Source organism: Asaia bogorensis NBRC 16594, from assembly GCF_001547995.1.
Taxonomy (GTDB): Bacteria; Pseudomonadota; Alphaproteobacteria; order Acetobacterales; family Acetobacteraceae; genus Asaia; species Asaia bogorensis.
This window is the reverse complement of record NZ_AP014690.1, coordinates 2046127-2067551: the sequence shown is the minus strand read 5'-3', so window position 1 is coordinate 2067551 and position 21425 is coordinate 2046127. Positions and strand designations below refer to the sequence as shown.

Sequence of the window (21425 nt, the reverse complement as noted above, 5' to 3'; positions counted from 1 at the left end):
TCAAAGGGAGAAATTTTCTCCCAGATAGACGCGTCGTACGTCCTCATTGGCCACGATCTCCTCGGGGATGCCTTCCATCAGCACCTGACCCGAATGCATGATATAGGCCCGGTCGATGACCTCAAGGGTTTCGCGAACGTTATGGTCCGTAATCAGCACGCCAATGCCACGGTCCTTGAGGTGGGACACCAGATCGCGGATTTCGCCCACGGCAATCGGGTCGATACCGGCCAGAGGTTCATCGAGCAGGATGTAGTTCGGCTGGCTGGCGAGGGCGCGGGCAATTTCAAGACGGCGCCGTTCGCCGCCTGAGAGGGCCAGAGAGGGCGAATGACGCAGATGCGAGATACCGAACTCGGCCAGCAGCCCATCCAGCATGGTCTGGCGGCGGTCGTAATCGGGTTCGACCACTTCCAGCGCCGCGAGAATGTTCTGCTCGACATTGAGGCCGCGGAAAATGCTGGCTTCCTGCGGAAGATAGCCAATACCGAGCCGTGCACGACGATACATGGGCAGCTGGGTGATATCGGCGCCATCGAGGGTGATGGTCCCTGTGTCAGGCTGAACCAGACCCACGATCATGTAAAAGCTTGTCGTCTTGCCAGCACCGTTCGGCCCCAGAAGACCCACAGCCTCGCCACGCTGCACCTGGATCGAAACGTTTCGGACCACCTGGCGCTTTTTGTAGCTCTTGCCGATGCCGTGCGCGATCAGTCCTGTCTGCACGGTGGGGTCATCGTGGATCTGCTGCAGGATGACGGTCTCGTTGTCGCTCATCAATGCGCGTCTCCGGGCTTGCTGCTGCCAGCTTCGTTGGGGATGACCAGACCTTCGATGCGCTGGCCGGGTGCGGGGTTCATGATGGCAACCCCCGTCTTCATGTTCACGATGGCCGAGGCGCCGTTATTCTGGTTCTGGCCACTCGTCACGTGCACATGGCCGATAAGCCGCGCCATCTGCGTGTCGAACACATAGACGCCCCTGTCGCCTGTCGCGGTTTCATTGGGGGTGCGCAGCATGACATGGCCCCAGGCATAGGCGCGATCGAGCTTCGAGCTGCGAGCAGTGCCATCGCCACCCGCTGCGGGCGCAGGGGCAGGATTCGCGCCGGCGGGGGGCGTGGAATCCGGCTTGCTGAACGCCACCAGCACATCCGCCTTGATGCGCTTGCCGTCATTGGTGGTTACGGTGGCATCGCCACGACCGACCGACATACGGGTCTGGCTGTGATATTCCATCACATCGCGCGCGGTCATCACATCCTGCGGCGTGGTCAGCTTGAGCGCCTTGCCCGTCATGACGAGAACGCCCTGATCGATGTCGTAAAGCGCCTTGTCGCCCCAGGCCTGATCGGTGCTGGTATAGATATGAACGTGCCCGATGGCCTCCATGCGATAGAGCTCCATCGATCCGCCCATGGCGCCGTCATCGCCGGGCTTTTTCTCGCCGTCCTGCTGCGTTGAATCATCCTGCGGCTTGGGGGCGTTGGGATCGGGCGATTTCTTGCGCAGAAAACCGATGAGCTGATCCGCATCAATCGTCACGTCGCCACGAACAGCGCGCGCCTGATCGACGAAAGTGACCGTCTGGGCGTCGTGATCATAGGTCTGGGGACCAGCGGAGCTGATATTGACCTGCTCGCCATGCGACATGTCGAGCGCCTGGGCATGAGCCTGCGGGCAAAGGAGGGCCTCAAGCGGGACGCCGGCAAGAGGAAGACCCATAAGGAGCGAACCCAGGGTCAGGGCAGGAATGAGGCGGCGCATCATGGGGCCTTCTGCGAGGAGGAGGTGCGGGCAGGTGAGGTGAGGGAGGGCATGGCATCCTGACGGTCATCATTGCGTATGACACGCTGCGGCCCCACGAACTGCAGAAGGTTGGCGTGCTGGTCGATAAAATAGCCCTGGGCGTCGAGTATGCCAAATGGCCCCTCTGCATGAACCCAGTCATTCGACGCGATCACGCTGCGATGAAGGTCGATATCGGCGGTCAGACCGTTCAGCAGCGTGCCGTCGTCCCTGTACAGCACGACATGGTCGGTCAGATTGAGCGTTTGCTCGTGCTGCATGTAAACGCCCTTGTCCGCCTTGATTTCGGCCCAGCCGCCGCCCGCCATATGCGTATCGGCTACCGGGTCGACCAGATCGACACGATCGGGACCGTTCTGATGGGCGATGCGTGCCGTGATCATATAGGGACGGTTATGGGCATCCAGGCCGCGATAGATAGCCCCTTCGAGATTACCGCTCTCGACCCGCATCTGCGCCATCTCCTGCATGACGGCGCGGTTGGCGCTGAGCCAGCGCGCGATTTCCGGCCAGACAGCGATCGAGCCGAGAAGAACAGCGGCCGTGAGCGGAAGCGCCCATTTTGCCGTGTCGAGCAGGCGACGGCGCGAGGCAAGGTCCGACGATGTCGGGATATTGCGCTGGCGGGACTGCCCCTGTTCACGCATGGCCTCGCGCAGGGCGGCAAGCTTTGCCGCGTCACGCGCAAAATCTTCGCGTTGCGGCGGCTTGCGGTCCTTGTTCTCCTGCGTCCCGGTCATGCGACGCCTGTGCGAAGCAGGTCGTGCAGATGGATGATACCGACCGGTCGCTGTGCCTCATCAAGCACGAACAGACTATTGATGGCCTTGCGCCTCGCGGTCATCAGATGAATGGCCTCCTGGGCGAGCATATCGCCATGGGTGGTGATTGGCGCGCGGTTCATGATGTCACCCGCCGTTGTCCTGTCGAGGTCGCGGGTCAGGGCCGGACGTAGATCGCCATCGCTTACGAGGCCGATGAGAACGCCGCTGGGGTCGACGATGCCCATACACCCGAATGCCTTGCGTGTCATTTCAATGATGACGCCCGATAGGGGCATGTCAGCCGTGCCAAGTGGCATGGCCTCGCCCTCATGCATCAGCCGGCGCACCGGGCGGAGCAACGCGCCAAGGGAGCCGCCCGGATGAAAGGCGCCGAAATCATCAGCGGTGAACCCGCGTCGTTCCAGCAGGGCAACGGCGAGGGCGTCACCGAGGGCAAGCTGCATCACCGCGCTGGTCGTGGGGGCGAGCCCCATTGGGCAGGCTTCCTTGCTGCGTGGCAGACAAAGCACAATGCTGCTGGACCGGGCCAGCGTTGAGTTGGGCGAGGATGTCATGCCGATGATGGTGATCGCATGGCGCGCGGCATGTTCGAGCAATGCGGCCAGTTCGGCCGTCTCACCGGATTGAGAGAGAAGCACCAGCACGTCGCGCGCTTCGATCATGCCCAGATCGCCGTGGGCGGCTTCAGCAGGATGGACGAAAATGGAGGATGTGCCGGTAGAGGCCAGTGTCGCCTGGATTTTTCTGCCGATATGGCCCGATTTGCCGATGCCGGAAACCACGACGCGCCCTTTCGTGGCGGCGATACAGGCAACGGCCTCGCTGAAATGGTTCCCCATCGCCTCTGGCAAGGCGAGCGCGGATTGCAGCGCGGTCAGTCCGGCGGCCTCGGCGGCAAGGGTGGCCTGGGCGCTCTCGATTGCCGCGTTGCGGGCGTGCTCGGAATCGGTAATCAAAGCGGAGCTGGAACGTGAAAGCTCGGTCATGCGTCCTCTTCCCGCTTTGCTGGCCTCAGGTCAATTACCCTGCCACGCCAAGCAAGGCGTTTCTATGACACGCCATGCGAATATCACACCGAGCGGAGCAGAGCAGAAGGGGAAGCGCGTAAGAGCTCAGGCGCGATGGGAGAAGATATCGGGCTCTTCATAGCCCAGGATATCAAGCTGCCCACGGGCTGGCAGGAAATCGTAGCAGGCCTGGGCGAGCTCACGCCGGCCTTCACGGATGAGCAGGGCCTCAAGCTTGGCCCAGAGTGCATGCAGATGAAGCACATCCGAAGCGGCATAGCTCAGTTGCTCAGGGGAGAGAACTTCCGAGCCCCAGTCAGACGTCTGCTGCTGCTTGGCCAGATCGACACCCAGCAATTCGCGGCACAGATGCGCCAGACCATGACGATCGGTGAAGGTGCGCACCAGGCGGGCTGCAATCTTGGTGCAGATGACGGGCGCGACCTTGATGCCAAGGGCGTGCTGAAGCAGTGCCACGTCGAAGCGGGCGAAATGCATGAGCTTTGTCACGCTTTCATCAGCCATGAGTGCCTTGAGATTCGGGCAGTCCTCGTAGCGACCGCCCAGCGATTTCGGACGGATCTGCACCAGATGGGCTTCGCCATCGCCGGCGGAAAGCTGCACGAGGCACAGACGGTCGCGATGCGGGTTGAGGCCCATGGCTTCGGTATCGACGGCGACGACTGGACCCAGATCGAAATCATCGGGGAGATCACCATCGTAAAGATGGATCGAAGCGCTCGGTGCGGCCATGTCTGGAAAACCCTGGGGCTAGAAAAAACGGAAGCCGACGATTTCTCGTCGGCTTTTCCGTTTTTCGTATGGTGCCCAGAAGAAGACTCGAACTTCCACGTCCTTGCGGACACAGGTACCTGAAACCTGCGCGTCTACCAATTCCGCCATCTGGGCTCAGAGGCTGTCCGGGGTGCCGTTTTTTTTTCGGCATCCCGTTCGGTGAGGTGGCGTTTACCGGTGGATGTGGGGGGCGTCAACACCCCCCGTTGAAAAAAGAGGATTTTTTTATGGAAAACCCGGTCATCACCTTATTCGGCGGCAATGGCTTCATCGGGCGCTCACTCGTGCGCCAGCTCGTCGCGAAGGGGCATCATGTCCGCGTGGCCTCACGTGCGCCGCACAGGGCAGGCTCTCTCGTCGCCGAATCACCGCCGGGAACGGTCTTGCCTGTTTATGCTTCGGTGACGGATCGTGCGTCGGTGCGTGCAGCCCTGCAGGGTGCCGGGGCGGCCATCAATCTGGTCTCGATTCTCACAGAGAAGGGCGGGGCGACTTTCCAGCGCATGAACGCCGAGGCTCCGGAACGCGTGGCTGAAGAGGCGCGCGCTGCTGGCGTGGAGCGATTCGTTCAGGTTTCGGCCATCGGTGCTGCGCCTGATTCGCCTTCACGTTACGGGCGTAGCAAGGCAGAGGGCGAGCGCAGGGTCAAAGCCGCCTTCCCCGAGGCGACAATCCTGCGCCCAAGTGTTGTGTTCGGTCCGCAGGACAGCTTTCTGCGTATGTTTGGCCTCATGGCAAAAATCCTGCCTGTCCTGCCTGTCTACTTTCCGGAGACGCGCCTTCAGCCCGTCTATGTCGAGGATGTCGCGAAGGCTGCCGTGCTCGCTCTGACCAAAAGCGGTCTGGGCGGAAGGCTGTTCGAGCTCGGCGGTCCCGATCGTCTCACCATGGCCGAGATCATGGCCTTCGCGGCGCAGTCCGTGGGGCGCACGCCCCGACTTCTCACAGTGCCAGAGCGTGTTGCCCAGTTACAGGCCAGTGTGATGGAGGTTCTGCCGGGTAAGCTGCTGACGCGGGATCAGCTCGCGATGCTTTCGCAGGACAATATCGTGTCATCCGGGGCTGAGACCGTCGAAACCCTCGGAGTCGTTCCCCGAAGTGTGTATGATGTGGCACCGGAATATCTAAGCCAAATCAGCGTGTTGAGAATGGTTCGCAAATAAAAGGTCCGTTTCGGACCTAATAATGCGAGATTTGTGTATGTTTGCGCCATAAATCGTCAATATGACCGGCGATAGGTAAGCATTAATTACTTATACGGTTCGTGGGCTTGTCTTACCTGTCCGTCATGTTTTTTGAGCGGGGCGACATGCGTCCGCTCGCCCTTGGGGAGAACGTGTCGTGGCCGAACGTATGCTGCAATTTGTGTCATTGCCGCAGGAGATGCCTGAGAAGCGTGACGCTGCCGAACGCCGTGAGGATTTCGGCGAAATCTATCGCGCTTTTGCAGTCGATCATGCCGAGCGTCAGGCCAGCCGTTGCTCGCAATGCGGTGTACCTTTCTGTTCGGTCCATTGCCCCCTGGGCAACAACATTCCCGACTGGCTGAAGCTGACGGCCGAGAACCGTCTGGAAGAAGCCTATCGTCTCTCCTCGGCGACGAATACCTTCCCAGAAATCTGCGGGCGCATCTGCCCGCAGGATCGTCTGTGCGAGGGCAACTGCGTCATTCAGAAGGATTTCGAGGCGGTCACGATCGGTGCCGTCGAGAAGTTCATTACTGAAACGGCTTTCGAACAGGGCTGGGTCAAACCGCGCCTGCCGTCTCGCGAGCGTTCGCAGAGCATCGGCGTGGTTGGCGCCGGTCCGGCCGGGCTTGCTGCGGCAGAATGGCTGCGTGCCCTTGGCTATCAGGTTCATGTCTATGACCGTCATGATCGCGTCGGCGGGCTGATGGTCTATGGCATTCCGAGCTTCAAGCTGGAAAAGCACGTGCTGGCCCGTCGTCATGAGTTGCTCGAGGCACAGGGCATCGTCTTCCATCTCTCCACTCCCATTGGAGAAGGTGAGGGCGGCCTTTCCTTCGAGGCGCTTCGTGAGAAGCACGATGCGGTCTTTTTGGGAACGGGCGTCTATCGTTCACGTGAGGTTGCCGTGCCGGGCAGCGGACTGGGCGGTGTGGTTCAGGCGCTCGATTTCCTCACGGCGTCCAACCGTCGTGGTTATCATGAGACGCCGGGCGATGATGCCGTGCTGCACGCCAGGGGCAAGCATGTGGTTGTGATCGGCGGTGGCGATACGGCCATGGATTGCGTGCGCACCTCCATCCGTCAGGGTGCTGAAAAGGTGACCTGCCTGTACCGTCGTGACCGCGCCAATATGCCCGGTTCGGTGCAGGAAGTGAAAAACGCCGAGGAAGAAGGCGTGAACTTCGCCTGGCTTGCGGCTCCCGAGGCATTCCTTGGCGACGGTACCATCAGCGGCGTGCGCGCCCACAAGATGCGGCTGAGCCTGCCCGATGCTTCAGGTCGCCAGTCCGTCGAGGCTGTGCCGGAAAGCAGCTTCGTGATCGAGGCCGATCTGGTGATCAAGGCGCTTGGGTTCGACCCCGAGGATCTGCCGGGCGACTGGAAGGCGCCGGAGCTGGCCGTGACCAAATGGGGTACGCTCAAGGTCACACCGGGACGTTTCGAGACAAGCGTGCCGGGCGTTTTCGCAGGCGGCGATATCGTGCGCGGGGCCTCGCTTGTGGTCTGGGCCATTCGCGACGGACGCGAGGCCGCAGCCGAAATGCACCAATTCCTCTCTGGCACAGAGAGCATGACATCAGACCATGCCGCACAGGCAGTGGCGGCGGAGTAAGGGCCATGACCGAGAAGAGCTTCATCCAGTCCTATCAGGACAATGTCCGCGCCCTCGAAGGCCTTTATGACCCGACCATGGAGCGTGATGCCTGCGGCGTCGGGCTTGTAGCGGCGCTGGACGGCAAGCGCCGTCGTGACGTGGTTCTGGCTGGTATCGCGGCGCTTAAGGCGCTCTGGCATCGCGGTGCGGTCGATGCCGATGGCAAGACCGGCGATGGTGCGGGCATCCATGTCGAGATCCCGCAGGATTTCTTTGCCGAGGCGATTCACAGCGCCGGTGACGACCATATCGAGGGTCGTATTGCCGTCGGCATGATCTTCCTGCCCAAGACCGATCTGGCCGCGCAGGAAGCGGGGCGCGCGATCATCGAAAGCGAGATCCTCGATTTCGGCTATGGCATCTATGGCTGGCGTCAGGTGCCGATCGACACGGCCTGTATCGGCGAAAAGGCCAATGCGACGCGTCCCGAGATCGAGCAGATCATGGTGCGTAACCGCCTGAACCGCTCGGAAGCTGATTTCGAGCGCGATCTTTACGTCATCCGTCGTCGCATCGAGAAGGCCGCGGCCGCTGCGCAGGTCGATCTCTATGTGTGTTCGCTGTCGTGTCGTTCGCTCATCTACAAGGGCATGTTCCTTGCCGAGAACCTGACGGATTTCTATCCCGATCTTCTCGATGAGCGTTTCGTCTCGCGCTTTGCGATCTATCATCAGCGCTACTCGACCAATACCTTCCCGACCTGGAAGCTGGCTCAGCCTTTCCGCCGTCTGGCGCATAACGGTGAGATCAACACGCTTTCCGGTAATGTGAACTGGATGCGCAGCCACGAGACGCGTCTCGCGAATGCCGAACTCGACCCCTACATGAGCGATCTCAAGCCGGTCGTTCAGGCGGCGGGCTCCGATACCGCCATGTTCGACAACGTGTTCGAGCTGCTCACCCATGCCGGGCGCGATGCCCCCATGGCCAAGACGCTGATGGTGCCTGCCAGTGCCGGTGGCAATGCTGCCATGACTGACAAGCATCGGGCGCTGTTCTCCTACTGCAATGCCGTAATGGAGCCGTGGGACGGCCCTGCCGCCATCTGTGCGACCGATGGGCGCTGGGTTGTTGCCGGTCTTGACCGCGCTGGTCTGCGCCCGCTGCGCTACACCATCACGCAGGACGATCTGCTGATCGTGGGTTCCGAAGCCGGTATGGTGCGTGTGCAGGACGCCAATACGCGCATGAAGGGGCGCCTCGGGCCGGGCGAGACGCTGGGTCTCGACCTGCAGGAAGCCAAGCTCTACGCGCCGCAGGAGCTGCTCGATCTTCTGGCCGAGCGTCAGGACTTCACCGCCTGGACGAAGCATATTCGCAATATCAGCTCCGTTGTGCGGGGCGATGTAGCCGAGCCGGTCCTGTTCAGCGCCGATCAGCTGCGCCGACGCCAACTGGCCATGAGCCTGACGCATGAGGAAATGGAGACCATTCTCCATCCCATGGTCGAGACATCGGCAGAAGCCATTGGTTCGATGGGTGACGACACACCGCTTCAGGTTCTGTCGAGCACCTATCGCGGGTTGGCCCATTACTTCCGTCAGGGCTTCAGCCAGGTTACAAACCCGCCCATCGATTCCCTGCGCGAAATGAACGTGATGAGCCTCGTCACGCGCCTTGGTAATCTGGGCAACATCCTCGACCAGTCGCCCGAGCAGTGCGACCTGCTGCAATTGCCAAGCCCTGTGCTCACCACGGGTGAGTTCGAGGCGCTGCGCAATTTCTGTGGCAAGGATGGCGCGACGGTCGACTGCACCTTCCGCGCTGCCGATGGCGAGGCCGGACTGCGCGACGCCATTGCACGCATCCGTCACGAAGCCGAGGATTATGTGCGCGGTGGCTGCACCCATCTCTTCCTCTCCGATGAGGGGCAGAACGAGGAGCGCGTCGCGATCCCGATGATCCTCGCAACCGCTGCCGTACATATCCACCTCGTGCGTCAGTCTCTGCGTACCTTCACCTCGCTCAATGTCCGTTCCTCCGATGTGATGGACGTGCATGGCATGGCGGTGACGGTGGGTGTTGGGGCAACCACGGTGAACCCCTATCTGGCTCAGGAATGTATCGCCGACCGCTTGCAGCGCGGCCTGTTTGGCGATCTCACCCTGCGCGAGGCAGTGGAGCGTTATCGCAAGGCGCTCGACAAGGGTCTGCTCAAGATCATGTCGAAATCCGGCATTTCCATCGTTTCAGCCTATCGCGGTGGCTATAATTTCGAGGCCATTGGCCTGTCGCGCGCGCTTGTGGCCGAATTCTTCCCCGGTATGCCGTCGCGCATCTCGGGCATCGGTCTGCCCGGTCTGGCCCGCAATGCGCTCAAGGCGCATGAAACGGCCTATGCGGGCGGTGTGGACGCCCTGCCGATTGGCGGTTTGTACAAGCTGCGTCGCAAGGGCGAGGTTCACGCCTTCAGCGGCCAGCTCATCCACATGCTTCAGACGGCCGTCTCGACCGACAGCTTCTCGCTGTTCAAGCGTTATGCCGATGCCGTGCGTCGCCAGCCGCCGACGGCTCTGCGCGATCTGCTTGATTTCCGCCGGGTGCGCGAGCCGATCCCTGTGGAAGATGTCGAGAGCATCACCTCCATCCGTCGTCGTCTCGTGGCTCCGGGCATCTCGCTCGGCGCACTGAGCCCGGAAGCGCATGAGACGCTCGCAATCGCCATGAACCGCATCGGCGCAAAGTCTGATTCTGGTGAGGGTGGTGAGGATGCTTCGCGCTTCACGCCGCGTGAGAACGGTGACAACGCCAGCTCGAAAATCAAGCAGGTGGCCTCGGGGCGCTTTGGTGTCACGGCGGAATATCTGAATAATTGCAGCGAGATCGAGATCAAGGTCGCTCAGGGTGCCAAGCCGGGTGAGGGCGGGCAGCTGCCTGGCTTCAAGGTGACGGAACTCATTGGCAAGCTGCGCCATGCCACGCCTGGCGTGACCCTCATTTCGCCGCCGCCGCATCATGACATCTATTCCATCGAGGATCTGGCTCAGCTCATCTATGACCTGAAGCAGATCAACCCGGAGGCGACTGTCACGGTCAAGCTCGTGGCCCGTACCGGCATTGGCACCATTGCCGCTGGCGTGGCCAAGGCGAAGGCGGATGCGATCATGATCTCGGGCCATTGCGGTGGCACGGGCGCGAGCCCGCAATCCTCTATCAAATATGCGGGTCTCCCCTGGGAAATGGGGCTGACCGAAGCCAATCAGGTGCTAACACTCAACCGTCTGCGCCATCGCGTGACACTGCGTACCGATGGCGGTCTCAAGACAGGTCGTGACGTGGTGATGGCGGCCATGCTGGGCGCCGAGGAATTCGGCATCGGGACAGCGGCGCTTGTTGCCATGGGCTGCATCATGGTGCGCCAGTGCCATTCCAATACCTGTCCGGTGGGCGTGTGCGTTCAGGACGAGGCGCTGCGCGCCAAGTTCGAGGGCACACCCGAGAAGGTGATCAACCTCTTCTCCTTCATTGCCGAGGACGTACGCAACATTCTGGCCGAGCTTGGCTTCAAGAGCGTCGAGGAAATCATCGGCCGTACCGATCTGCTGCGTCAGGTCTCGCGCGGCGCGGATTATCTGGACGATCTGGATCTGAACTCGCTGCTGGTTCAGGCCGATCCGGGGCCGGATGCACGTTATTGCACCCGTGAAGGGCGCAATGAGGTGCCGGAGACGCTCGACGCGCAGGTCATCGCCGATGCAACGCCGCTGTTCGATCATCGCGAGAAGCTGCATCTGCACTACACGGTGCAGAACACGCATCGCGCCATCGGCACGCGCGTCTCGTCGCTGATTACCCGCAAATTCGGCATGAAGACCCTGCCTGAAGGGCATCTGACCCTGCGCCTGCGTGGCTCGGCCGGTCAGTCTCTGGGTGCTTTCGCAGTCCAGGGCCTCAAACTCGATGTCGTGGGCGATGCGAACGACTACGTTGGCAAGGGCCTGTCGGGTGGCACCATTGTCGTTCGTCCGTCCCCCACCGCACCGTGGCGGTCGGAAGACAACGCGATCATTGGCAATACCGTGCTTTACGGTGCCACCGCCGGGTCGCTTTTCGCAGCCGGGCAGGCAGGCGAGCGCTTCGCTGTGCGTAACTCGGGTGCAACAGCCGTGGTCGAGGGCTGTGGTTCGAATGGCTGTGAGTACATGACTGGCGGTACGGTCGTGATCCTCGGCCATATCGGCGATAATTTCGGTGCCGGCTTTACGGGCGGCATGGCCTTCGTTCTCGACAAGGAAGAGATGTTCGAGCGCCGCGTGAACCCGGATACGCTTCTCTGGGCGCGTATCGAGCCCGGCAGCGTATGGGAAGAGAACCTCCGTTCGCTCGTGCAGCGCCATGCCGATGAAACCGGCAGCGCCTATGCAGCCGAGCTTCTGCATCGTTGGGATCGTGTATTGTCGCAGTTCTGGCAGGTGGTTCCGCGCGATTATGCCCGCATCATCGGCTACGAACTGCCGGGCAAGCAGGAAGCGCTTTCCGCCTGAGCGGACAGGGCATTACGGGCGCGCTTCAGTCGATGCCCGTAATGCCCATTCATAGCCAAACAGGCATATATTGCCTCTGAATATCTATTTTATTACCGAAAAGTCATTCGGTAGGGTCTAGCCCTCTCCCTCGGTCAGCAGATCGCAGGGTCTCTTCTTCGAGGGTTATTCATGCCGTCTCAAGTCTCGACTTCAAAGGGCGTGGCGTCATCGGTCGCCGCTCTGGCCCTGTTATCGAGCGTCTTTTTCATGTGGGGCTTTGCGACTGTCCTCAACGACATTCTCGTTCCCCACCTGAAGGCTGCTTTCTCGCTCGACTACACTGCCTCCCTTCTGGTGCAGTTCTGCTTCTATCTTGGCTATCTGGTCATATCCCTACCTGCCTCGCGTCTTGTTTCGGCCCTGGGCTACAAGAACGCGGTCATTCTCGGGCTTGTCGGCATGGCAGCGTCCTGCCTGCTTTTCATCCCTGCGAGCGCGTTTTTCTCCTACGGGTTTTTTCTGGTCGCGCTGTTTCTGCTGGCTGCGGCCATCACGCTGCTTCAGGTTGCAGCCAATCCGTATGTGGTGGTGATTGGTGACGAGGCTTCGGCATCGAGCCGCCTGACAATGGTTCAGGCGTTCAATTCGCTCGGCACGACGCTTGCGCCGCTGTTTGGCGGCATCCTGATCTTCGGGCGCAGCCATGAGAGCTCGACAGGCGGCCAGCTTGCCGAGACGGCGGGGCAACACATCCAGGATGCCCAGATGGTGCAATTGCCGTACGGGCTGATCGCACTCGTACTGCTGGCCATGGCGCTGGTTGTCTGGCGGTTCCCATTGCCGTCCATCGATGCGGGCAGCCGCAAGATGGCAGCCGCCGGGACGCAGCACAGTGTGTGGCGTCATCGCAATCTGTTCTGGGGCGTGCCCGCCATATTCCTCTACATGATCTGCGAGATTGGCATTGGCAGCACACTGGTGAATTTCATCTCACAAAAACAGATTGGCGATATGAGCCATGCTCAGGCAGCGCATTACGTGGCCTTTTTCTGGGGTGGGGCCATGGTGGGGCGCTTTGTCGGTGCGGCGCTCATGCGGCGTGTCAGCCCGCATCTGATGCTGGGTCTCGCCAGCCTTGCCGGGGCTATGCTCATTCTGGTGGTTGTCTCGTCGAGTGGCGGGCTGGCCATGTGGGCCTTGCTCCTGACCGGGCTGTGCCACTCCATCATGTTCCCCACGATCTTCTCGCTCGGTGTCGCGGAACTCGGCCCACAAACAGAGCAGGGGGCGGGGTGGCTCATCATGGCGATCGCCGGTGGGGCAGCGGCGATATTCCAGGGCGTGCTGGCAGACCATATCGGCCTCTCGCTGTCTTATCTCCTGCCCTTCGCCTGTTACCTCTATCTTCTTTTCTATGCCAGCTGGGGTTCCGTGCCGCGCCGCCATGCATCGGTAACCCGGGAGACGATATCATGATCAGGATTGCCGTTATCGGCGTCGGGCAGATTGCGTGTCAGCAGCATCTCCCCGCCCTCGCTGCGAGTTCGGCCTATCATCTGGCGGCGGCAGTATCACCGGTGCCGGTCACGATGGAGGTACCGGTATTTGCATCCATAGCGGCCCTGATCGAAAGTCATATCGACATCGATGCCGTCGCTATCTGCACGCCGCCTTCCATGCGTTATGATCTCGCCATGCAGGCGATTGAGGCGGGGTGGCATGTGCTGCTCGAAAAGCCGCCGACCCTGACGCGAAGCCAGGCGCAGGCGCTGCTGGCCGAAGCGCGTCAGCGTGGACTCACCGTGTTTGCAGCATGGCATTCGATTCATGCGGCGGCTGTGCCGAGTGTTGCGGCTTTCCTGAAAGAGAATGACCCTGTCAGGGTAGAGATCAGCTGGAAGGAAAATGCCGATAAATGGCATCCCGGCGCGGACTGGCTGTGGCGCCCCGGCGCGCTGGGGGTTTTCGATGCAGGGATCAATGCGCTGTCCATTCTCTGCGCCGTCAGCCCCGAGGCACTCGTCTTCGAGCAGGCCTCACTCGATTTCTTTGCGCAGCAGCAGGCACCGGCGCGGGCCTCTCTCGCGCTTGTCGGTGCGCGGACCCGTTGTCCTGTGTCAGCCAGTTTCGACTGGCGGCATGAGCGGGAAAACGAGATATGGGAAATTATCTGGACCATGCCGGATGGGGCGCAGCTTCTTATGTCGGAAGGGGGCGCGAGGCTTTCTCTGGGAGGGAAGGTGATGCCCCTCGCCGAAAGTCGCGAATATGACGGGGTGTATGACAGCTTTGCGGCGCTGATTACGGCGCAGGACTGCGCTCTGGATCTGAGACCGCTGGATATCGTGACAGAGTCACTAGCCTATGGGACACGCCATCGCCGGTCAGATGAATTTCAATAAATATGTAATACAATTTGTCAGATAAGCCGATCATCTGTGTTCGCTAGCCTGTAGCACCTGACAATCACCAGATTTCAGGTAATGCAGGCGCTGGATACTTGCCTTTCTGTCTTGTCGGGTCCATCAAAAACGCTACAGGTCAGACAAAGAGGCGTGGTCCATGACGCGGAAATTCCCCGGTATCCCTGCAAGGGTCGCAGTGCTTTGCGCGCCGCTTCTCGGTTCGGTGCTCATCAGCGTTCTGGCCACGGGGGCCGCGTTTGCCGCGCCTATGCAGTTTCAGCGCAGTCTGCTCAATACCGGAGGTAAAAGCCCGGAGTTCTGTCTGCGCTTTGCTGCGCCGCTCGATAGCCAGGCAGGCCCCCATTATGCCGATCATGTGCAGATTACGCCCAGCCTGAGGCCTGAAATCTCGCTGCGCAACCGCGATCTGTGCCTTGGTGGTCTGGCCTGGGCCACCCGATATAACGTTACGCTCACCAGCGGCATGCATGATGCGCGCGGCAACGTGCTGGCTGATCCGGTGGTGGTCAGCATGGCGACGGGTGACCGGACACCAAGCCTCAGTCTTGCAGGTGAGGGTTTCATTCTGCCCCGTCACAGCGTGGCCGGCCTTGATGTGCAAACCGTCAATATCGAGCGTGTGCGTGTGAGCGTATGGCGCTTGTCGCCTGCAGCGACCCAGAACATGACCAGCGATGAGAGTTATCCTCGCGTCGATACGGGCGTCACCTCGCTCGAAGGCTATGAATTCAACAATCTGCGCGAAAAGCGTTTGAGCCAGATCTGGACCGGGACGATGGATACGCCGGGCACGCGCAATGCCACGACCGTCACGGCCTTTCCGATTGCGCGTGTTATTGCGGGCAAGAAGCCCGGGCTTTACCTCGTCACGGCTGAAACCGCGCGCACGCCCAAGAGCGATAGCCGTATCGCTGCGCCTCACACCCCGCCGCGTACCAATGACAGCTATGATGAGAGTGAGAGCCTCCCCATTGCCGCTCATTGGGTGAATGTGAGCGACATGGCGCTCACCACCATGCGTGGCGCGGACGGGCTGCATGTCTTCGCCAGAGCGCTCTCGACGGCTCTGCCCATGAAGGGTGTCTCGATACGGCTCGTGTCCCAAGGGGGGGATGACCTTGGTCAGGCGGTCAGCGATGCAACAGGTGGGGTTGCGTTTCCGGTTGGGCTGATCAAGGGCAAGGGAGCGGATCAACCGGTCTCGCTCATCGCCATGAGCCCGGCCGGAGATTACGCGACGTCATCCCTCACTCAGGCGTGGTTCGATTTTTCCGACCGCGGGGCTGAAGGGCACAAGGCACCGGGGCCGCAACAGGCAGTGATCGCGACTGATCGCGGAATCTACCGTCCCGGCGAGACCATCAATACGACCCTGATCCTGCGCGATGCGCAGGGCCGTGCGCTGCCGGATCTGCCGCTCGACCTCGTCCTGCGTCGACCCGATGGCGTAAAGGCGCAGACCCTTCACCTAACCCCACAAGCCTCTGGCGGCCTTGTGACCAGCCTTGCCCTTTCGGCCGCAGCGGCAGCGGGAAACTGGACACTTGAGGCCTATGTCGATCCCACGTCACCGCCCGTGGGACGCGCCTCGGTTCTGGTGCAGGATTTCGTCCCCCAGACCATCGCGGTCGATGCCACCCCGGCCAGCCCTTTCATTACCGAGGGGCAGAAGCTCGGCATCGCGGTTGAAGGGCGCTATCTCTATGGTGCCCCGGCTGCCCATCTGAGGGGGGAGGGCGTCTTGCGTGTCATGCGTGATGAGGCGCCCGTCGCTGAGGCGAAAGGCTTTGTGTTCGGGTTGCAGACCCAGAATTTCAGCCCTGACCAGCAGAGCCTTGCAGTACCCGACACGGATGATTCAGGCCGCGCTGCACTGAGCGTCCTGCCCGAAATCCCCAATGGGCTCACACTGCCGCTCAAGGCAGAAATCCGCCTCAGCCTGTTCGATCCTGCCGGGCGCAGTGTCAGCAAGATCCTGACGCTACCCATTCGTCGCAACAGGCCGTTGATCGGTGTGCGTGTCACCCCACCCGCAAGTGGGGGGGAACAGGAAACCCGCTCGGTCCCCGTTGATGTGATCGCGATCAACCCCGACAGCAAGGCATTGGCCAACCACGCCCTCAAATGGACCGTCGTGCGTGAAAACGAAACCTATGACTGGATCAGGAACAGCCAGGGTTGGCACTTCATTCGTCATGTCATTGATGAGCCGCTCCAGAATGGCACGCTGACAACAGATGCCTCGGGGCGGGCGCATTTTGCGACCGAACTGGATGGCGGGCGCTATCGCGTCATTCTGAGTGACCCGCAAAGCAACGCCGCGAGTTCATCCCGCTTCGCCACGGGCTGGTGGTCGGATTCCACCGAAAAGCCCAATGCGCCTGATCGCCTGAGCCTGACCGTGCGCGACAAGATCCTGCCGGTGGGTGGTGAAACTGTTGTGCATGTGCAGGCGCCCTTTGCAGGCGAAGCACAGATCGTGATCGCGACAGACAAGGTCGAGAGCACGAAAACGGTCACCCTGCCTAAAGGCGGACTGGATATCCCGGTGAAAGCGGAAGCGGGCTGGCCCGGTGGCGCCTATGTGCTCGTTACAGCCTATCGACCGCTCGATACGCCTGCGCGTCCGCATGAGCCGTCACGGGCGGTGGGGCTTGGCTATATCGGTCTGGACCAGTCGGCGCATCACCTCAAAATTGCACTCGATGCACCGGCTGTGCTGAGGCCGCAGGGTCACGCGGTGCTTCCCCTGACCGTCACGGGGGGCAGGAAGGTTCATCTCGTGGTCTCGGCGGTGGACCAGGGTATTCTTGCTCTGACGCAGTGGAAGCTGCCGGATGCGTTCGATCTGGTTTATGGGCGCCGCGCCTTCGCGCTCGATATACGCGACAGCTATGCGCATCTCATGACTCCGGTCGGACAGGGCGGCGAGATTCGCGAAGGTGGTGATGAGGGCGGCGATGGAGGGGGCGGGCTTTCTGTCACATCCACCCGTATCGTCTCGCTGTTCTCGGGCATAATCACCACGGATGACGCGGGTCATGCTGTCATACCGTTGGATATTCCCGATTTCGAGGGCACGTTGCATCTGATGGTCACGGCCTGGTCGGACGATGCCCTGGGCACTGCGGAATCCGACGTGCTCGTTCGTGACCCGGTCTTTGCCGATCTTACCCTGCCGCGTTTCCTGGCGCCGGGCGACGTGACCGATAGTCTGGTCTCGATCGTCAATACCGAAGGCGAGGCTGGACGTTATACGGCAACCCTGAGCGCCACAGGGCCGATCCGCATCACGGGGGCCGGGCATTTCGAAGCCAATCTTGCAAAGGGCGGACGCCAGTCGTTTCGTGCCGGTTTGCAGGCCGGTGACTCGGGTATCGCCCACATGACGATCAGGGTGCAGGACAAGGCCGGTCGGCCTGTGCTGACACGAGGCTGGGATCTTCAGGTCAGGCCGGGTCATCTGCCCTTCACCCGCTCGGTGGTCAAGCCGCAGGCACCCGGTGAAAGCTACGAGGCTTCGGCCGATCTGCTGGCACCGTTTGAGCCCGGAAGCTCGCAGGTGACGCTGGGCTATTCCGGGGTGCACGGGATTGACACGATCGGGCTGCTTCAGACGCTCGAGGCCGGATATGGCACTGATAGCGTCTCGCTTGCAGCCTCGGCACGCGGGCTTCTGGCCTTCAAGGGGCATGATGAACTGGCACGGCTGACCGTACCCGAAGGGGCGGATAAACGGATCAACAGTGCCATTGCCATGCTCGTCGATCGCGAGGATGCCGGTGGGCGTTTTGGCTCATGGCGACTGAATGATGGCCGCCTGTTCCCCTGGGAGCAGCTCTACGTGGTCGATTTCCTCGTCCATGCCAAAGAGGCTGGATACGGGGTGCCTGCGCCTGCGCTCGATCGTGCGCTGGACTGGCTGGAGACCTCCCAGGCCCAGAGTCCCGGGGATGCGAGCCGGGATGAACGCAATAGCGAAGGCGCGGTCACGCCTGAGACACGCGCTTACGCGCTCTATGTTCTCGCCCGGGCGGGAAGGCTGGATATCGGTGCCCTGCGTGCGCTGGGTGACCGTACGACGGCTAGGACAAGCAATGGCGTATCGCGCATCTATTGGGGTGATACGGCAGCCAATGCGGCTTTCGCCGATGCGCTGGCGCTTGGACATCTCGCCGGTGGGCTCTCGCTGGGGAATGAGCGTGGCATGAGCAACACGCTGTTCGGGATGGCGGTCGATGCCCTTGGCCCGGTCCGGTCGGGTCGTCCGGCGCCTTCCGATCCGTTTTACTGGATCTATCTGCGTGATCTGGGCGGTCTTGTGCCGCTGGCGGCAGAGAGTGGCAACAAGGGGCTTGCGCAGAAACTGACCGATCGCTTCGGCCAGCTCGATGTCTCGCTCTCGTCGCTGCCTGCCGAGACCACAACAGCAATGATCGAGGCGGCCCGCGCCATGGAACGCCCCGACCCGGCGCGCGGGATTGCCGTCAACGGCAAGGAGATGCCCCGTCCCATCGCCATGCCTGTCGCCCTCGCGCCCGAGCCATCGGCACTGCAGGGTTATCGCCTGACCAATACCGGCACGACCCCGCTCTGGCTGACCGAAACCGTGACGGGTACCCCGCGAGAGGCGCCGGACCCTGTCAATGCGGGAATGACCCTTCGTGTATCCATGCTGACCATGAGCGGCGACCCGTACGATCCTGGCCAGGGGCATCAGAATGACCGGTTCATCGTGCTCGTGCAGGGTGAGGCGCAGGACCGGAACGCGCATCACTGTCTTCTGACCGATCTGCTTCCGGCAGGCTGGGAAATCGAGAGCCTCGTGCAGGCACACGGGCATGGCATGGGTCGTGACCGGGACGGTGATGAGGGAACCGACGATGATGACGGGCGCGAGGCTTCGCAATCGGGTGGCTCCATGTTTGCCTCTCTGGGCGAACTCACCGTGCCGCATCATGTCGCGATCAGGGATGATCGTCTGACGGTCGCTTTCGATATCGCTGGTGGATCCTATCGCCCGAGCGATGCCGATCTGCTGGCTTCGAATGCCTTTCGTCTGGCCTATATCGTGCGCGCCGTGGCGCCGGGGCAGTTTCTGCGCCCTGAAACGATGGTGAAGGACCGTTTCAGCCCATCAGTAATGGCGCGCAGTGCTTCGAGCCGGATTGTCATTGCCCCACGATGAACGAAGGGCACGAGATACCGGCGGTTAGTCCGGCGCGTGGTCCGGTGCGCCGTCTGGCCCGGTCGGGCCGGATGGTCTGCGCCCTTCTGGGTTGTGTCACCCTGACGGTGGCGCTGCTCTGGGGGGCAGACAGGCTTTTTCCGCCCGATATGTCGCGTGCCCGCGCCTTTGCCCTGTTGATGCAGGACAGGCGTGGCGAGGTAATGGACGGACGAGTGAGCCGCGATGGCGCATGGCGTTTCGCCACACCGGCCGCATCGGTCGATCCGCATTATCGCGCCATGCTGCTCGCGATCGAGGACAGGCGTTTCTGGCTGCATCCGGGAATTGATCCCCTGTCGTTGTTGCGGGCGGGTTATCAGCTCACCACCCGCGGCCATATCGTCTCTGGCGGCTCGACTCTGGCCATGCAGACGGCCCGGCTGCTCAGCCCGCATCGCCACAGCTGGCGTGGCAAGATTCAGGATATGGCGCGGGCGCTTCAGCTTGAATGGCGTTACGGGCATCGGGGTGTTCTGGATCTCTATCTGACACTCGCGCCGGAAAGCCGGAACATCGAGGGCATACGCGCGGCGTCGCTCCTCTGGTTCGGGCATGAGCCCCTGCATCTGAGCGATGAGGAGGCGGCCCTTCTGATCGTGATGGCGCGTCATCCGGAAGCCCTGCGCCCCGACCGTCATCCGCAGGCGGCGCACAGGGCCGTTGCAGCCCTGCTTGTGGGCCATCCATCCCTGCGCACCGCAGGGGAGGCGACGCCCTTCGCCCTGATACCCGCCGGAATTTCTCATGAGGCTCAGGGTGCGTTGACCTGGCAGTGGCGGCAGGGGACGCGCAACGTCTATCAGGCATCGCTCGACCGGCGTATCCAGAGCAATCTCGCGCGTATCCTGCGGCAGACACCCCCGCCGGAAGGGGGCACATGGGCTGTTCTGGTGGCGCAGCGCGACGGGGGTATCGCGGCATGGCAAGGCAATGCCGGCAATGGCTGCTCGGGCTGCGCTGCGGATATGATCACCTCATGGCGCTCACCGGGGTCGACGCTCAAGCCTGCAATCTATGCGCTCGCCTTCCAGCTCGGCTATCTGGCGCCCGATACGCTCATACAGGATCGCGCCACGCGCTTTGGCGGCTACGCGCCACGCAACTACGACCGCGTCTTTCATGGCACGACCACCATACGCAACGCCCTGCAACGGTCGTATAATCTGCCAGCCGTGAGGGCGCTCGACATGATCGGCGCGTCCTATTTTGCCGGAACGCTCGATGCTGCCGGCATAAGGCTGAAACTTCCCCCGGCGACACCGCCAAGCCTGGCCCTTGCACTGGGGGGTGTTGGCATTACGCCGCTCGATCTGGCGCGGCTCTATGCCATCTTTGCTAATCACGGCATGTCACGTCCGGTCGGGCTTGACTGGCCCGTCGCGCCTTCTGAGGGGATGAGAATGATCGGCGGTCATGCTGCCCATCAGATCATGTCCATCCTGCGCGGCACGCCGTTGCCTAAAGGACGCATCGACACGCAGGACCAGCGCGTGGCGTTCAAGACAGGCACTTCATACGGGCAGCGCGATGCCTGGGCCGTTGGGGTAAGGGGGGACTGGATTGTCGTGGTCTGGGGCGGGCGGCCCGACGGTACCGCCGTGCCCGGCATTACCGGCCTCGGTACCAGCGCACCGTTGCTCATGAACGTTTTCGACATCCTGCCTCCTGAAGGGGATGAAGGACCGGACGCCATGGCCCCCGCTGCCTCGCTGTCGCCCGCTCTTGTGAGGGCGCGTGACAATGCAGGGCCGCGCATCGTGCAGCCGGGCAACGGGGGCGTGGTGGAGTGCTTTGCCGAGGATGGTCAGGTCACCCCGCTGGGATTGGTGGCCAGCGGGGGAACGGAGCCCTATCGCTGGCTCATCAATGGCGTGCCCCTCGACACACCGGTCGGGATCACGCCGTCATGGAAGCCGGACAGCCCCGGCTTTGTGCATATTGCCCTCGTGGATGCCACCGGTGCGGGCAGTGCGGTGGATATCAGGGTCCGTTGAACGCTGGGCGGAGGAGCGGGCCCTCTTTTTTCACACTGCGCGTTTTTCGAGCGTTATAGCCTATCCGGGC

12 protein-coding genes and 1 tRNA gene are annotated in these 21425 nt (G+C 61.8%); 7 read left to right on the top strand and 6 right to left on the bottom strand.

Going from position 1 to position 21425, the window contains the following annotated elements:
* The 6 genes from lptB to Asbog_RS09180 all read right to left on the bottom strand — a co-directional run bounded on the left by lptB (position 1) and on the right by Asbog_RS09180 (position 4509).
* Positions 1–777, bottom strand: a complete 777-nt coding sequence (gene lptB / locus Asbog_RS09205; protein ID WP_023978504.1) for an LPS export ABC transporter ATP-binding protein — start codon at positions 775–777, stop codon at positions 1–3.
* Complete coding sequence (locus tag Asbog_RS09200) at positions 777–1766, bottom strand: LptA/OstA family protein (protein ID WP_083510813.1); 990 nt, start codon at positions 1764–1766, stop codon at positions 777–779. Before Asbog_RS09200 ends, lptB begins: the two co-directional genes overlap by 1 nt.
* Complete coding sequence (gene lptC / locus Asbog_RS09195) at positions 1766–2548, bottom strand: LPS export ABC transporter periplasmic protein LptC (RefSeq protein WP_062164912.1); 783 nt, start codon at positions 2546–2548, stop codon at positions 1766–1768. Before lptC ends, Asbog_RS09200 begins: the two co-directional genes overlap by 1 nt.
* Positions 2545–3579 (bottom strand): KpsF/GutQ family sugar-phosphate isomerase, encoded by a 1035-nt coding sequence (locus tag Asbog_RS09190; protein ID WP_062164911.1) that lies wholly within the window; start codon positions 3577–3579, stop codon positions 2545–2547. Before Asbog_RS09190 ends, lptC begins: the two co-directional genes overlap by 4 nt.
* Positions 3580–3705: 126 nt before the next feature.
* Entirely contained in the window at positions 3706–4353 is a 648-nt protein-coding gene (locus Asbog_RS09185) for a ribonuclease D (protein ID WP_023978500.1), read from the bottom strand.
* 69 nt (positions 4354–4422) lie between these two features.
* Positions 4423–4509: transfer RNA gene (locus Asbog_RS09180), tRNA-Leu, on the bottom strand.
* Positions 4510–4622: 113 nt separating this feature from the next.
* Here Asbog_RS09180 and Asbog_RS09175 point away from each other — a divergent pair.
* The 7 genes from Asbog_RS09175 to Asbog_RS09145 all read left to right on the top strand — a co-directional run bounded on the left by Asbog_RS09175 (position 4623) and on the right by Asbog_RS09145 (position 21355).
* Positions 4623–5558, top strand: a complete 936-nt coding sequence (locus tag Asbog_RS09175; RefSeq protein WP_062164910.1) for a complex I NDUFA9 subunit family protein — start codon at positions 4623–4625, stop codon at positions 5556–5558.
* A 178-nt stretch (positions 5559–5736) separates the two neighbouring features.
* A complete protein-coding gene (locus Asbog_RS09170) occupies positions 5737–7197 on the top strand; it encodes an NAD(P)-dependent oxidoreductase (protein ID WP_146926373.1) in 1461 nt (486 codons plus the stop codon).
* A gap of 5 nt (positions 7198–7202) precedes the next feature.
* Complete coding sequence (gltB, locus tag Asbog_RS09165) at positions 7203–11723, top strand: glutamate synthase large subunit (RefSeq protein WP_062164908.1); 4521 nt, start codon at positions 7203–7205, stop codon at positions 11721–11723.
* A 171-nt stretch (positions 11724–11894) separates the two neighbouring features.
* Positions 11895–13181 carry a sugar MFS transporter gene (locus Asbog_RS09160; RefSeq protein WP_062164907.1) on the top strand — a complete coding sequence of 429 codons (1287 nt, stop codon included), beginning with the start codon at positions 11895–11897 and terminating at the stop codon, positions 13179–13181.
* Positions 13178–14107 (top strand): Gfo/Idh/MocA family protein, encoded by a 930-nt coding sequence (locus Asbog_RS09155; protein WP_062164905.1) that lies wholly within the window; start codon positions 13178–13180, stop codon positions 14105–14107. Before Asbog_RS09160 ends, Asbog_RS09155 begins: the two co-directional genes overlap by 4 nt.
* A 160-nt stretch (positions 14108–14267) precedes the next feature.
* The gene (locus Asbog_RS09150; protein ID WP_062164903.1) at positions 14268–19319 is read left to right on the top strand and encodes an alpha-2-macroglobulin family protein; all 5052 of its coding nucleotides are present in this window, start codon (positions 14268–14270) and stop codon (positions 19317–19319) included.
* A complete protein-coding gene (locus Asbog_RS09145; RefSeq protein WP_062164901.1) occupies positions 19316–21355 on the top strand; it encodes a transglycosylase domain-containing protein in 2040 nt (679 codons plus the stop codon). Before Asbog_RS09150 ends, Asbog_RS09145 begins: the two co-directional genes overlap by 4 nt.
* The last annotated feature ends 70 nt before the right edge of the window (positions 21356–21425 follow it).

Coding starts and splice junctions, on each gene's coding strand:
- lptB (WP_023978504.1), bottom strand. CDS start 777: ATGAGCGACAACGAGACCGTCATCCTGCAGCAGATCCACGATGACCCC.
- Asbog_RS09200 (WP_083510813.1), bottom strand. CDS start 1,766: ATGCGCCGCCTCATTCCTGCCCTGACCCTGGGTTCGCTCCTTATGGGT.
- lptC (WP_062164912.1), bottom strand. CDS start 2,548: ATGACCGGGACGCAGGAGAACAAGGACCGCAAGCCGCCGCAACGCGAA.
- Asbog_RS09190 (WP_062164911.1), bottom strand. CDS start 3,579: ATGACCGAGCTTTCACGTTCCAGCTCCGCTTTGATTACCGATTCCGAG.
- Asbog_RS09185 (WP_023978500.1), bottom strand. CDS start 4,353: ATGGCCGCACCGAGCGCTTCGATCCATCTTTACGATGGTGATCTCCCC.
- Asbog_RS09175 (WP_062164910.1), top strand. CDS start 4,623: ATGGAAAACCCGGTCATCACCTTATTCGGCGGCAATGGCTTCATCGGG.
- gltB (WP_062164908.1), top strand. CDS start 7,203: ATGACCGAGAAGAGCTTCATCCAGTCCTATCAGGACAATGTCCGCGCC.
- Asbog_RS09160 (WP_062164907.1), top strand. CDS start 11,895: ATGCCGTCTCAAGTCTCGACTTCAAAGGGCGTGGCGTCATCGGTCGCC.
- Asbog_RS09155 (WP_062164905.1), top strand. CDS start 13,178: ATGATCAGGATTGCCGTTATCGGCGTCGGGCAGATTGCGTGTCAGCAG.
- Asbog_RS09150 (WP_062164903.1), top strand. CDS start 14,268: ATGACGCGGAAATTCCCCGGTATCCCTGCAAGGGTCGCAGTGCTTTGC.
- Asbog_RS09145 (WP_062164901.1), top strand. CDS start 19,316: ATGAACGAAGGGCACGAGATACCGGCGGTTAGTCCGGCGCGTGGTCCG.